A 12,797-nucleotide genomic window follows, 5' to 3' on the forward strand; every position below is an offset into this window, starting at 1 on the left:
CACATCTTCCCGTTCCACTCTCGAAGATGGATTACTGCCCCATGCGCACCCTCACCCGCTTCGGCGTCCTGTCCGCCGTCGCCTCGGCGGCCTTCCTGGTCGCCCCCGCCGCCCACGCCACCGCTCCCGGTGACAACGGCACCGTGAAGATCCACGACGCCGCCACCGGCGAAGAGCTCCGCAAGAACGAGCCGCACGTCTGCACCTTCTACCTCGACGCCTTCGGCTTCGACGCCGTCCAGGAGGTCGACTGGCACATCGAGGCCTGGGCTCCGACGGCCGAGGTCAAGGGCGACACCGTGCAGTCCGGCGAGATCACGCTGGACTCCGACGGGCACGGCCGTACGGAGGACCTGTCGCTGCCCGACGGGCACTACAAGCTCTTCTGGAACTTCGAGGGAGAGAAGGGCGCCGCCAAGCACAAGGTCTTCTGGACCGACTGCACGGAGGAGGAAGGCGGCGGCGGTACGGCCACGCCCAGCACGTCGGCCTCCGGTACTCCGGGGTCGGGCGAGTCCGCGTCTCCCAGCGGCGAGCCCGGCTCGGAGCCCAGTGCCGACCCCAGCACCGAGCCCGGCGGATCCGCCGAGGCCGGGGCCTCCGCGTCGGCCTCTCCCTCCGCATCCGCTTCCGCGCAGGGCTCCACCGGTGACCTCGCCGAGACCGGCAACAGCGCTCCCGTCGGCCTGCTGGCGGGGGTCGCCGCCGCGCTGACGGCGGCGGGCGGTTACCTCGTGGTCAGGCGGCGCCGGGCCTGACGTAGAACCGAAAAAGCGGTGCCCCCGAGTCTCGGGGGCACCGCTTTTTCGTGTCCGGAGGTCAGCCGGTGTTGCGCAGACCCGCGGCCACGCCGTTGACCGTGAGGAGCAGGGCTCGGGCCAGCAGCGGGTCGGCGGGTTCGCCGGCGGCGGCCGCCTCGCGGTGGCGCTTGAGCAGCGTCACCTGCAGGTAGGAGATCGGGTCCAGGTAGGCGTCGCGGATGGCGAACGTCTGCTTCAGGACCGGGGTGGCGTCGAGGAGTTCGGCCTCGCCCGTGATCTTCAGGACCTCGCGGACGGTGAGCTCGTGCTCCGCCTCGATGTCGGCGAAGACGTGCTGGAGCTCGGCGGGGACGAGGGTCTCGACGTAGTGGCGGGCGATGCGCAGGTCGGTCTTCGCGAGCGTCATCTCGACGTTGGAGATGAAGTTCCGGAAGAAGTGCCACTGCTCGTGCATCTCGTCGAGCACGGTGTCCAGGCCCGCCTCGCGCAGCGCCTTCAGACCGGAGCCGACGCCGAACCAGCCGGGCACGATCTGCCGGGACTGGGTCCAGCCGAACACCCACGGGATGGCCCGCAGTCCGTCGAGGGAGACGCCCGAGCCGGGGCGTCGGGAGGGCCGTGAGCCGAGGTGCAGGTCGGCGAGCTGGTCCACCGGCGTCGACGCGAGGAAGTACGTCGGCAGGTCCGGGTCCTCGACGAGCCTGCGGTACGCGGCGTGCGCGGCGTCCGACACCACGTCCATGGCCGCGTCCCAGCGGGCCAGGGCCTCGTCGGACTGGCGGGGCGCGGTGTGCAGGGCGGACGCCTGGAGGGTGGCGGCGACCGTGAGTTCCAGGTTCTCCCGGGCCAGGGACGGCACGAGGTACTTGTCCGAGATGACCTCGCCCTGTTCGGTCACCTTGATCTCGCCCTCCAGGGTGCCCCAGGGCTGGGCGAGGATGGCGTCGTGGGAGGGGCCGCCGCCGCGGCCGACGGTGCCGCCGCGGCCGTGGAACAGGCGCAGCCGGACGCCGTACCGGTGGGCGACGTCGCGCAGCCGCCGCTGGGCCCGGTGGATCTCCCACTGGCTGGTCGTGATGCCGCCGAACTTGGAGGAGTCGGAGTAGCCGAGCATGACCTCCTGGACGTCCCCGCGCAGCGCCACGAGCCTGCGGTACGAGGGGTCGGAGAGCATGTCCTCCAGGATGGTGTCGGCGGCCTTGAGCTCGTCGGTGGTCTCCAGGAGCGGCACGATGCCGATCTTCGCCCAGCCGGCGTGCAGGTCGAGCAGGCCGGCCTCGCGGGCCAGCACGGCCGCCGCGAAGACGTCGTCGGCGCCCTGGCACATGGAGATGATGTACGACTCGATGACCTCGGGTCCGAAGACCTCCAGGGCCCGCTTCACGGTCTGGAAGACCCCGAGGGTCTTCTCGCCGGCCGCGTCGACCGGAGCCGGGGTCGGCGCGAGGGGCCGGCGCGAGCGCAGCTCCTTCGCGAGCAGCTTGGCCCGGTACTCGCGGGGCATGTCCACATACCGCCAGGACTCCTCGCCGAGCCGGTCGAAGAGCTGGCCGAGGGCGTGGTGGTGGGCGTCGGCGTGCTCGCGGACGTCCATGGTGGCGAGCTGGAGACCGAAGGCGGACAGGGTGCGGATGGTGCGGTTCATCCGGCCGTCGGCGAAGAGCCCGCCGCGGTGTTCCCGGAGCGAGGTCTGGATCAGGGTCAGGTCGTGCAGCAGTTCGCCGGTGCCGAGGTAGTCGCGGCCGTCCTCGTGCGGGATGCCCTTGGCCAGGCGGGTCTTGGTGTTCTCCAGCTTCTGCCGGATGCAGGTGGCCTTGAGACGGTACGGCTCCTCGGCGTTGAGGCGCTTGTAGCGGGGGCTGATCTCCGGCAGGCGCTCCAGGTCGAGCTTGAGGGACTCCAGGAGCTCCTCGGTGGCGCCGGTGTAGCGGATGGAGTTCGACAGGAAGCCGCGCAGCTCGTCGATGAGCTCCAGGGCGTCGTTGATGCCGTGCTCGTGCTGGAGGATCAGGACGTCCCAGGTGACCTGGGGCGTGACGTTGGGGTTGCCGTCGCGGTCGCCGCCGATCCAGGTGCCGAAGGTCAGGGGGCGGGTCGCGTCGGGGATCTTGACGCCGACGCGCTCCAGCTCGGCCGTCAGGTCCTCCAGGACGTCCCCGACGGCGCCGGCGTGCAGCTCGTCGAGGTAGTAGATGGCGTTGCGGGCCTCGTCGGCGGGCTCGGGGCGCACCACGCGCAGCTCGTCGGTCTGCCAGACGAGGTCGATGTTCTCGGCCAGACGGGTGTCGTAGCGGCGCCGGTCCGCCTCTATGACGGGCAACTCCAGGAGCGCGGCGATCCGGCGGAGCTTGTTCAGCACCGAGCGGCGGGCGGCCTCGGTCGGGTGGGCGGTGAAGACCGGGCGGACGTTGAGGTTGGAGACGGTCTGGCGCAGGTGCTCGGGGTCGGCGTCCTTGAGGCGGTCGGCCGTACGGGCGAGAAGGCCGCCCTCGGCGGCGCGTCTGGCCCGCAGTTCGCGGCCACGGTGCACCTGCTCGGTGACGTTGGCCAGGTGGAAGTAGGTGGAGAAGGCGCGCACCAGCTTGGCGGCGGTCTCCAGTTCGATGCCACGCAGCAGCTCGGCGGCGGCCTCGCCGTCCTCACGGGTGAGGCGGCGCACCTTCTCGACGAGGTCCAGCAGCTCGGGGCCCTCCTGGCGGACGAGGGTCTCGCCCAGGAGGTCGCCCAGCCGTCGGATGTCGGCGCGCAGCTCGGTACTGGTCGACGTGGCGCTCATGGTCAGGTCGTCGGCACTGCTCACAGGTGCGGCTCCTTGCAGTGTTGAAGCTCGTCCGGCAGGGGAACCCGGAGTGCGGTCGTGCGGCAGCCGCCGCATACGGCCGGGCCATCCGGGAAGAATTCAGAGCGGACCGCGCTGTCCGACCGACTCCAAGGATAGGTGTCCATGCGGACGCGCAGACTCTCGGGCTCTTGCCGCCGGGCGCCCCACTGCCATACTTACGATGCCGTAGGTTACGGAACCGTAGGGACCGTCGTCACGGACCCCCGTGAAGGATTCCCGCACCCCGGCACCAGTCTCCAATCCTCGAAACCCCACAGGGGACGCCCATGACCACGCGCTCCGATGTGATCGCAGACGCCCCGAAGCCAAATGACGACCCCCCACACCCCGCAGCGACCCTTGGCGGCGAGACGAAGGGGACGGTCGAGCAGCTCGCCCTTCTCCTCTTCATCGTCGTCCCCTTCCTCGCGCTCCTCGCGGCGGTGCCGCTGGCGTGGGGCTGGGGAGTGAGCTGGCTGGACCTCGGTCTGCTGGTCTTCTTCTACTTCCTGGGCTGCCACGGCGTCACGATCGGCTTCCACCGCTACTTCACCCACGGCTCCTTCAAGGCGAAGCGCCCGCTGCGCATCGCGCTCGCCATCGCCGGCTCACTGGCGGTGGAGGGCCCGCTGGTGCGCTGGGTCGCCGACCACCGCAAGCACCACAAGTTCTCGGACGCCGAGGGCGACCCGCATTCGCCGTGGCGTTTCGGCGAGACCCTTCCGGCGCTGATGAAGGGCCTGTGGTGGGCGCACATCGGCTGGATGTTCGACGAGGAGCGCACCCCGCAGGAAAAGTACGCCCCCGATCTGATCAAGGACGGGGCCATCCGGGCGATCTCCCGGCAGTTCCTCTACTGGACGATGCTCTCCCTCGCCCTGCCCGCCGTGATCGGTGGTCTGGTGACGATGTCCTGGTGGGGCGCGTTCACCGGCTTCTTCTGGGGCTCCCTGGTCCGCGTCTGCCTGCTGCACCACGTGACCTGGTCGATCAACTCGATCTGTCACGCGGTCGGCAAGCGGCCCTTCAAGTCGCGGGACCGCTCGGGCAACGTGTGGTGGCTGGCCGTGCTGTCCTGCGGTGAGTCCTGGCACAACCTGCACCACGCCGACCCGACCTCGGCGCGGCACGGGGTGATGCGGGGGCAGGTGGACTCCTCGGCGCGGATCATCCGCTGGTTCGAGATGCTGGGCTGGGCGTACGACGTGCGCTGGCCGTCACGCTCGCGTATCGATTCACGCCGGATCACGGGCGGGGACGGCTCCGGGCGCAAGGAGGAGGCCGCCGAGGCGGCATGATGGACGCCGTGGCGACCGACTCCAGCAGTACCCCGAGCAGCGAAGCGAAGCCGCGGCGCGTGCGGCGCACCCGGATGACGGGGGCCGAGCGCCGCGCCCAGCTTCTGGAGATCGGTCGCACACTCTTCGCCTCGAAGGGCTTCGAGGCCACGTCGGTGGAGGAGATCGCCGCGAAGGCGGGCGTCTCCAAGCCGGTGGTGTACGAGCACTTCGGCGGCAAGGAGGGGCTGTACGCGGTGGTGGTGGACCGTGAGATGCGGCGCCTGCTGGACATGGTGACGAGTTCCCTGACCGCCGGCCACCCCCGCGAACTGTGCGAACAGGCGGCCTTCGCCCTCCTCGACTACATCGAGGAGCACACCGACGGCTTCCGCATCCTGGTCCGCGACTCCCCGATCCCCCAGTCCACGGGGTCCTTCGCCTCCCTGATCTCGGACATCGCCACCCAGGTCGAGGACATCCTGGGCCGCGAGTTCAAGCGACGCGGCTTCGACCCGAAGCTCGCCCCCCTCTACGCCCAGGCCCTGGTCGGCATGGTCGCCCTGACCGGCCAGTGGTGGCTCGACGTGCGCCGCCCGAAGAAGGCCGAGGTGGCGGCACATCTGGTGAACCTGGCCTGGCACGGCCTGGACGGCCTGGAGGCGAAGCCGCGCCTGATAGGCCGCCGCAAGAGCTGACCCGTCACCGGAACTACGCCGACGGCCCGTGCACCCAGGGGTGCACGGGCCGCTGCGTTCGCGTGGGTGTCAGTGCTTGAAGGTGTCCTTGGCCTTTTCCTTGGCCTGGCGCGCGTCGCCCTTGGACTGCCCCGCGCGACCCTCGGCCTCCATGCGCTCGTTGCCGACCGCACGGCCCACGGCTTCCTTGGCCTTGCCCTTGACCTGTTCCTTCTTGGCCTTGGCCTTCTGGTCTTCCGCCACCGTACTCACTCCCAGCGCTAGCAGAGTCCGCTGTCATCACTGCGGGTGACCCGGACCGCCCCGGTCAAACCACGAACTCCAGCCGGTTGCCCACGGGGTCGCAGGACTGGCATCAGCCCTCCCTGCGGGCCACCGCGAAGATGCGGCGGAACGGGAACGGTGTGCCGTGCCGGCCCGCCGGATACGCCTCGCGCAGGGCTGCCCGGTACTCGTCCAGGAAGCTCTCCCGCGCCGCCGGGTCGTCGGCGAGGGCGGCCAGGACCGGGCGCAGACCGGTGCCCTTCACCCAGTCCAGGACCGGGTCCTCCCCCTGCAACAGGTGCACGTACGTCGTCTCCCACGCGTCCACCTCGCAGCCCAGGTCGGCCAGCGCCGTCAGGTAGTCCTGGGCGGCGAGGACGGCGTCGTCGTGGCGCAGGGTCTCCGCGAGGCCCATCGCCCCGGCGAGGTCGCGCATCAGGCGGTGGCTCGGGGAGTCGAAGTTGCCGGGGACCTGGAAGGCGAAGGTGCCGCCGGGGGCGAGGCCCTCGATCCAGTCCGGGAAGCGGGAGACGTGCCCCGGCACCCACTGGAGCGTGGCGTTGCTGACGATGAGGTCGTACGGCTGTGCGGGCGTCCAGGTGCGGACGTCCGCGTGGGCGAAGTCGAGGCTGCCGCCGCCGGGCGTGGGGCCCGCGTACTCGACCCGCGCCTTGTCGAGCATCTCGGCCGAGTTGTCGTAGCCGGTGATGCGGGCCGTGGGCCAGCGCGCGGCGAGCAGCGTCGTCACGTTGCCGGGGCCGCAGCCCAGGTCGGCGATCACGGGCGCGTCCCCCGGAAGTTCCGGGACGCGGGCGAGGAGGTCGGTGAAGGGGCGGGCGCGGTGGTCCGCGTGGCGGAGGTACTGGGCAGGGTCCCAAGTCGTCATGGGATCCACTGTCCTCAACTTTTTATCTTGATGTCAAGATGCTTCACATCAAGAGACTTCACATCGACACAACCACTACACTGATCGTCATGGAGGACGAGGTCGATCGGCTGGTCGCTGCGTGGCGCCGGGAGCGCCCTGACCTCGACGTGGAACCGCTCGAGGTGCTCAGCCGGGTGAGCAGACTGGCCCGGCATCTGGACCGGGCACGCCGGCTGGCCTTCGCGGAGCACAGCCTGGAGCCCTGGGAGTTCGATGTGCTGACCGCGCTCCGGCGCGCGGGGACGCCGTATCAGCTCTCGCCGGGGCAGCTTCTGACGCAGACCCTGGTCACCTCGGGCACGATGACCAACCGCATCGACCGGCTGGCCAAGAAGGGCCTGGTGGAGCGGCTGCCCGATCCGAGCGACCGGCGCGGGGTGCTGGTCCGGCTCACCGAGGACGGCCAGGACCGCGCGGACCAGGCTCTCGCCGGCCTGCTGGAACAGGAGCGCGCGATCCTCGCCGAGCTCTCCCGCGCCCAGCGCGGGGAACTGGCCGGGCTGCTACGCCAGCTGACCGCCCCGTTCGACAACATCCCCGGCTAGGTCCACCGGTCCCACGCCCGCGCGCCGCGCCAGGGCGACGGCGGCCAGGGTGGAGTGGACGCCCAGTTTGCCGAGGACGTTCTGCATGTGGGTGCGCACGGTGTGCGGGGACAGGAACAGTCTCTCCGCGACCGCCTTGCGGCCGAGCCCGGCCACCATGCAGCGCAGCACCTCCCGCTCGCGCGGGGTGAGGGACTCCACCAGCCGCTCGCTCTCGGTGCGGTGCTTGCGGGCGGCGGTGAGTTCCCGCAGCACGCCGGTGAGCAGGGCGGGCGGCAGATGCGTCTCGTCGCGCAGCACCCCCCGGATGACGGTGAGCAGCCGGGACAGCGAGCAGTCCTTGGCCACCCAGCCCGAGGCGCCGGCCTGCAGGGCGAGCGCCGCCCGCCGCGGATCGTCCTTCTCGGCGAGCACGACGATACGGACCGCCGGCTGCCCCGTACGGACCCCGGCGACCAGCGATATGCCGTCGACCAGCCCGTCCTCGTTGGCGTCCGGCACGGACACGGCGGGCCTGATGCCCTGGACGTTGCCGCCCAGATCGGCGTCGACGAGCAGCACGTCGAAACGGCGGCCCTCGGCGGCCGCGCGCTCCAGACTGCGCAGCGCGGCGGGACCGCTGCCGGCCGCGGAGACCTCCACGTCGGGCTCGGCCGCCAGTGCGGCGGCGAGCGACTCGGCGAAGATGCGATGGTCGTCGACGACCAGGACTCGGATACGAACCACGAAACCCCCTTCCCCAAGCTCTCGAAGAGCAGGGGATACCCCATCGTCTTCGTCTGAGGACGACTCGGGGACGACACCGCCGCGGGTACGACGCCCGAAGCGCGATGGCCGCACGGCCGCCGCCGCGCAAGAACTGCTACCCCCACTTCGGGCGCCGTACCCGACTACTGTCTCGCCCCCTGATCAGCACCGGCCCCCACCGGTGCTGTTCATCAGGGTACGGCCGGGGGGCAGGAGCGGAAGGTTATTTGCAGAACTGGCTGTCCGCTGCGTTTATGGTGAGCCGCATGTTTCGTCTGGAGACAGAAGTCGACAAAGCCCGGCAGGATCTGCTCCGCAAGCGGCTGCGGGACACCAACACGGCGGCCTCCCCGGTGCTGCGCGCGCTGCGCGGAACCCCAGGTGAACGGGAACTTCCGCTCCACGTCTGGGCGTTGGACGACTCCGGAGCTCTCGCGGGCGGACTGGTCGGCCACACCTGGACGAGCTGGCTGCACGTGACCTGTCTGTGGGTGGACGGACGGCACCGCGGGGCGGGCCTGGGTTCGCAGTTGCTGGCACGGGCGGAGCGCATGGCCCGGCGCGGCCGCGGCTGCACCGCCGCACGCCTGGAGACGTGGGACTTCCAGGCGCCGGAGTTCTACAAGAAGCAGGGCTACGAGGTGGTGTGCGTGATCCCGGACTATCCGCCGGGGGCCACGGAGTACACGCTGACCAAGCGGCTCACCGTCTGAAGCGCCAGGAGCCCGGCTCGTCCGCCGGCTCAAGCCCCAGCTGCCCGGCGATACCGGCCGCGCGGCGGTGCGAGACGTCGGGGTAGTGCGCGGGGTGCACCTCGATGACCCCGTGGTCGTCGGCCGAGGCCGTGCGCAGTGCCTCGCGGAGCGTGTGTTCCTGTTCCGCCACCCTGGCCCGTTCCTCCCGCCGGCGGGCGACGGTCGCGCCCCGGCGGGTGGTGGCCGCGACGACGCCGAGCGCGATCAGCGCCAGCGCTCCTACGCCCAGCACGTCACCGGTCGCGTCCGCGTCGCCCGGGATGTGGGGACGCAGGACGCCCTCGGGGTCCGCGAGCACGGTGACGGTCTGCCCCACGGCGAAGCTGCCGGAGCCGGCCTGGAGGGCGGGGCCCGGGAGCCTGCTGCCGTCGTGGCGGGCGAGGGCGTAGTCGTAGGTGTCCGTCTGCCGCCCCCGGTCCGGGGCGGGCCAGTCGCGTACGACGGTGGCGGTGATCCGTTCGCCCCGCCGCTCCAGGGTGAGGTCGTCGCGGGCCAGGTCGGCGATGTGGACGGCCATCAGGGAGGCCCCCACCACCAGCAGTGCCGCGGACAGGCCCGTCCCGTCCGCGCACAGCTTCGTCAGCAGCAGGGCGAGGAGCACGCCGTGCGCGATCCACAGGGGCACCAGAAGACCGTAGCCCTGGTGGTCCGCCAGGAGGTAGAAGCCGACGATCGCGGCGAGCGCGTAGCAGCCGATGCCGATCGCCGACAGGATGCGAAGGCGCCCTCGACTCACGCTCCGACGTTACTGGGGCGTATGTCAGGGAGAGGCCCGGCTTTCCCCAAGTTCGGATCAAGCCGGGCAAAACAGCGGTCGGCCGGTCTCAGACCAGGCGCCGCGCTCCGGCCGAGGGCACCGCCTCGAACACCCGCGGGGCGGTGAACTCCGCCCCGGCGAAGGCCTCTTGGACCGCCTTGGTGATCGTCTCCACGTCGGCCGCCTCCGCCAGCACGATCGCCGAGCCGCCGAAGCCGCCGCCGGTCATCCGCGCGCCCAGGGCACCCGAGGCGAGGGCGGTGTCGACGACCAGGTCCAGCTCCGGGCAGGAGATCCGGAAGTCGTCGCGCAGCGAGGCGTGTCCGGCGATCAGCACGGGGCCGATCGCGCGGGTCTCGCCCGACTCCAGCAGGGCGACGGTCTTCTCGACCCGCTCGTCCTCGGTGACGATGTGGCGGACCAGGCGTACGGCCTCCTCGTCGTCGCCGAGCCGGCCGAGGGCCGCGTCGAGCTCGCCGTAGGGGATGTCCCGCAGCGCGTCCACGCCCAGCAGTGCCGCGCCCCGCTCGCAGCCCGCACGGCGCTTGCCGTACTCACCCTCGCTGTGCGAGTGCTTGACGCGGGTGTCGACGACGAGCAGGACCATGCCCTCGGCGGCGAGGTCGAAGGGGATCTGCTTCTGGGAGAGGTCCCGGGTGTCGAGGAACAGGGCGTGGCCGGCCTCGCAGCAGGCGGACGCGGTCTGGTCCATGATCCCGGTGGGGGCGCCGACGTAGACGTTCTCGGCGCGCTGGCACAGCCGGGCCAGCTGCCAGCGCTGGAGGCCGAGGTCGTACAGGTCGTTCAGCGCGAGCGCGACGACGACCTCCAGGGCCGCCGAGGAGGACAGGCCCGCGCCCGCGGGGACCGTGGAGGTCAGATGGACGTCCGCGCCGGTGACGGGGTGTCCGGCCTCGCGCAGCGCCCAGACGACACCGGCCGGGTACGCGGTCCAGTTCCGGTCGCTCTCCGGCGCGAGGTCGTCCAGGCGCAGTTCCACGACCCCGCCCTCGACGTCCGAGGAGTGCAGGCGCAGGACGCCGTCCGTGCGCCGGGAGACGGCCGCGACCGCGGTGTGCGGCAGCGCGAAGGGCATCACGAAGCCGTCGTTGTAGTCGGTGTGCTCACCGATGAGGTTGACGCGGCCCGGCGCCGACCAGACACCCTCGGGCTCGGTTCCGTAGAGCTCGACGAAACCGTCCCGGACCTGCTGTGCCGCCACTACTGCTCCCCTGCGATGGTCTGAGCGAACTCCCACGCGTCCGCGACGATCCCCGCGAGATCCGCGCGGGACGGGTTCCAGCCCAGCTTCTCGCGGGCGGTGGCGGCGGAGGCGACCAGGGTGGCCGGGTCGCCGCCCCGGCGCGGGGCCACGACCTCGGGGATCGGGTGCCCGGTTACCTGTCGGACGGTCTCGATGACCTGGCGGACGGAGAAACCCTCGCCGTTGCCGAGGTTGCAGATGAGGTGCTCGCCCGCGGTGGCCGCCTCGATGGCGAGGAGGTGGGCCTCGGCCAGGTCGGCGACGTGGATGTAGTCGCGCACGCAGGTGCCGTCCGGGGTCGGGTAGTCCTCGCCGAAGACGTTGATCGCCTCCCGCTTGCCCTGGGCGACCTGGAGGATCAGCGGGATGAGGTGCGACTCGGGGTCGTGCCGCTCGCCCTGCCTGCCGTACGCGCCGGCCACGTTGAAGTAGCGCAGGGACACGGCACCGAGGCCGTGCGCGTTCGCCTCGCTGGTGATCATGAAGTCGACGGCGAGCTTGGAGGCGCCGTACGGGTTGGTGGGCCTGGTCGGCGCCGACTCGACGATCGGCACCTCCTCGGGCTCCCCGTACGTGGCGGCCGTGGAGGAGAAGACGAGCTTCTTGACACCGGCCTCGCGCATCGCGCCGAGCAGCGCCATGGTGCCGCCGACGTTGTTCTCCCAGTACTTCTCGGGCTTCACGACCGACTCGCCGACCTGCGAGGACGCGGCGAAGTGGAGCACGCCGTCGAAAGAGCGGTCGAGCCACTTGGCGGCGTCGCGGATGTCACCCTCGATGAAGGCGGCCCCGGCCGGGACACCCTCGCGGAAGCCGGTGGAGAGGTTGTCGAGGACGACGACCTCGTGCCCCGCCTCCAGCAAGTGCTGGGCCACGACCCCGCCGACATACCCCGCGCCACCTGTCACCAGGTACTTCATGAACTCGCTACCTCTCGCAGTCGCTGTGCCGCGGCTTCCGGACTGATGTCGTTGATGAAGACGTTCATGCCCGACTCGGAGCCCGCGAGGAACTTCAGCTTGCCGGACGTACGGCGAATGGTGAAAAGCTCGAGATGCAGCGCGAAGTCGTCGCGGCTCACGCCCTCGAACTCCTCCAGCTGACCGAAAGGCGCCTGGTGCCAGGCGGCGATGTACGGCGTAGCGGGCTCACTGTCCCCGAAGATCCGGTCGAAGCACCTCAAGAGTTCCAGATAGACCTTGGGGAACTCTGTGCGGGCCTCCTCGTCCAGGCCGAGCAGATCCGGCACCCGGCGCTTGGGATACAGGTGCACCTCGTACGGCCAGTGCGCCGCGTGGGGCACGAAGGCGACCCAGTGCTCACCCTCCAGGACGACCCGCTCACCGGCGAGCTCGCTCGCCACGACGGCGTCGAAGAGGTTCTCCCCTCCGGTCGCCTCCTTGTGGGCCGCGAGAGAACGCAGCATCAGGGCGGTGCGCGGCGTGGTGAAGGGGTAGGCGTAGATCTGGCCATGGGGGTGACCCAGGGTCACACCGATCTCCGCACCCCGGTTCTCGAAACAGAAGACCTGCTCCACGGAGGGCAGATGCGACAGCTCCGACGTCCGGTCGGTCCATGCGTCCAGGACGAGCCGTGCCTGCTCCTCCGTGAGGTCCGCGAAGGACGCGTTGTGGTCCGAGGTGAAGCAGACGACCTCACAACGGCCCGAGTCACCGGCCAGCGAGGGGAAACGGTTCTCGAAGACCACGGCGTCGTACGACGAGTCCGGGATCTCACTCAGCCGCTCACCCTGCGAGGGGCACAGCGGGCACTCGTCGGCGGGCGGGTGGTAGGTGCGCCCCTGTCGGTGCGAGGCGATGGCCACGGAGTCGCCGAGCAGCGGATCCCGACGAACCTCGGACGTGGTGACAGTCCGCTCCAGCGGCCGCCGGTCCACGGCGTCGCGGACGGTGTCGTCGCGCAGGTCGTAGTAGATGAGCTCGCGACCGTCGGCCAGCCGGGTCGAGGTCTTCTTCACCG

General features: G+C 70.9%; 13 protein-coding genes. 5 read left to right on the forward strand and 8 right to left on the reverse strand.

Going from position 1 to position 12,797, the window contains the following annotated elements; all coding sequences use genetic code 11:
- Window positions 1-41 precede the first annotated feature (41 nt).
- Window positions 42-758, forward strand: a complete 717-nt coding sequence (locus ACGFWE_RS29940) for an LPXTG cell wall anchor domain-containing protein (protein WP_352388314.1) — start codon at window positions 42-44, stop codon at window positions 756-758.
- Between the two features lie 61 nt (window positions 759-819).
- On the opposite strand, the gene ppc is transcribed toward ACGFWE_RS29940, so the two are convergent.
- Window positions 820-3,561, reverse strand: coding sequence for a phosphoenolpyruvate carboxylase (gene ppc, locus ACGFWE_RS29945; protein ID WP_393602939.1), 2,742 nt, complete (start codon window positions 3,559-3,561; stop codon window positions 820-822).
- Between the two features lie 308 nt (window positions 3,562-3,869).
- Here ppc and ACGFWE_RS29950 point away from each other — a divergent pair, with 308 nt between their 5' ends.
- A complete protein-coding gene (locus tag ACGFWE_RS29950) occupies window positions 3,870-4,880 on the forward strand; it encodes a fatty acid desaturase (protein ID WP_352388318.1) in 1,011 nt (336 codons plus the stop codon).
- Window positions 4,877-5,557: a TetR/AcrR family transcriptional regulator gene (locus tag ACGFWE_RS29955; RefSeq protein WP_352388321.1), complete on the forward strand. Its 681-nt coding sequence runs from the start codon at window positions 4,877-4,879 to the stop codon at window positions 5,555-5,557. Before ACGFWE_RS29950 ends, ACGFWE_RS29955 begins: the two co-directional genes overlap by 4 nt.
- Window positions 5,558-5,626: 69 nt before the next feature.
- Here the strand turns inward: ACGFWE_RS29955 and ACGFWE_RS29960 are convergent, their stop codons facing one another.
- Complete coding sequence (locus ACGFWE_RS29960; RefSeq protein WP_352388323.1) at window positions 5,627-5,800, reverse strand: CsbD family protein; 174 nt, start codon at window positions 5,798-5,800, stop codon at window positions 5,627-5,629.
- Window positions 5,801-5,912: 112 nt separating this feature from the next.
- Window positions 5,913-6,707 carry a trans-aconitate 2-methyltransferase gene (locus tag ACGFWE_RS29965; protein ID WP_352388325.1) on the reverse strand — a complete coding sequence of 265 codons (795 nt, stop codon included), beginning with the start codon at window positions 6,705-6,707 and terminating at the stop codon, window positions 5,913-5,915.
- 89 nt (window positions 6,708-6,796) lie between these two features.
- On the opposite strand from ACGFWE_RS29965, the gene ACGFWE_RS29970 reads away from it, so the two are divergent.
- Window positions 6,797-7,294, forward strand: a complete 498-nt coding sequence (locus ACGFWE_RS29970; protein ID WP_352388327.1) for a MarR family transcriptional regulator — start codon at window positions 6,797-6,799, stop codon at window positions 7,292-7,294.
- On the opposite strand, the gene ACGFWE_RS29975 is transcribed toward ACGFWE_RS29970, so the two are convergent.
- Window positions 7,253-8,020 (reverse strand): response regulator transcription factor, encoded by a 768-nt coding sequence (locus tag ACGFWE_RS29975; protein ID WP_352388329.1) that lies wholly within the window; start codon window positions 8,018-8,020, stop codon window positions 7,253-7,255. The two genes, ACGFWE_RS29970 and ACGFWE_RS29975, sit on opposite strands and share 42 nt — an antisense overlap.
- 275 nt (window positions 8,021-8,295) lie before the next feature.
- On the opposite strand from ACGFWE_RS29975, the gene ACGFWE_RS29980 reads away from it, so the two are divergent.
- Complete coding sequence (locus ACGFWE_RS29980) at window positions 8,296-8,754, forward strand: N-acetyltransferase (protein ID WP_352388331.1); 459 nt, start codon at window positions 8,296-8,298, stop codon at window positions 8,752-8,754.
- On the opposite strand, the gene ACGFWE_RS29985 is transcribed toward ACGFWE_RS29980, so the two are convergent.
- The 4 genes from ACGFWE_RS29985 to galT all read right to left on the reverse strand — a co-directional run bounded on the left by ACGFWE_RS29985 (window position 8,744) and on the right by galT (window position 12,795).
- A complete protein-coding gene (locus ACGFWE_RS29985; RefSeq protein WP_393602943.1) occupies window positions 8,744-9,532 on the reverse strand; it encodes a hypothetical protein in 789 nt (262 codons plus the stop codon). The genes ACGFWE_RS29980 and ACGFWE_RS29985 overlap by 11 nt on opposite strands.
- 88 nt (window positions 9,533-9,620) lie before the next feature.
- The gene (gene galK / locus ACGFWE_RS29990) at window positions 9,621-10,775 is read right to left on the reverse strand and encodes a galactokinase (RefSeq protein WP_393602945.1); all 1,155 of its coding nucleotides are present in this window, start codon (window positions 10,773-10,775) and stop codon (window positions 9,621-9,623) included.
- Window positions 10,775-11,737: a UDP-glucose 4-epimerase GalE gene (gene galE, locus ACGFWE_RS29995; protein WP_352388337.1), complete on the reverse strand. Its 963-nt coding sequence runs from the start codon at window positions 11,735-11,737 to the stop codon at window positions 10,775-10,777. The genes galK and galE overlap by 1 nt, the downstream gene beginning before the upstream one ends.
- A complete protein-coding gene (galT, locus tag ACGFWE_RS30000) occupies window positions 11,734-12,795 on the reverse strand; it encodes a galactose-1-phosphate uridylyltransferase (RefSeq protein WP_393602947.1) in 1,062 nt (353 codons plus the stop codon). Before galT ends, galE begins: the two co-directional genes overlap by 4 nt.
- Window positions 12,796-12,797: the final 2 nt, after the last annotated feature.

It is taken from the genome of Streptomyces sp. NPDC048523, assembly GCF_043199815.1.
In the GTDB taxonomy this organism is placed as follows: Bacteria; Actinomycetota; Actinomycetes; order Streptomycetales; family Streptomycetaceae; genus Streptomyces.

Excerpts from the sequence above, each read along its gene's own strand:
- galE (WP_352388337.1), bottom strand. The coding sequence starts at position 11,737 with ATGAAGTACCTGGTGACAGGTGGCGCGGGGTATGTCGGCGGGGTCGTG.
- ACGFWE_RS29955 (WP_352388321.1), top strand. The coding sequence starts at position 4,877 with ATGATGGACGCCGTGGCGACCGACTCCAGCAGTACCCCGAGCAGCGAA.
- ACGFWE_RS29950 (WP_352388318.1), top strand. The coding sequence starts at position 3,870 with ATGACCACGCGCTCCGATGTGATCGCAGACGCCCCGAAGCCAAATGAC.
- ACGFWE_RS29980 (WP_352388331.1), top strand. The coding sequence starts at position 8,296 with ATGGTGAGCCGCATGTTTCGTCTGGAGACAGAAGTCGACAAAGCCCGG.
- ACGFWE_RS29970 (WP_352388327.1), top strand. The coding sequence starts at position 6,797 with ATGGAGGACGAGGTCGATCGGCTGGTCGCTGCGTGGCGCCGGGAGCGC.
- ACGFWE_RS29940 (WP_352388314.1), top strand. The coding sequence starts at position 42 with ATGCGCACCCTCACCCGCTTCGGCGTCCTGTCCGCCGTCGCCTCGGCG.
- ACGFWE_RS29965 (WP_352388325.1), bottom strand. The coding sequence starts at position 6,707 with ATGACGACTTGGGACCCTGCCCAGTACCTCCGCCACGCGGACCACCGC.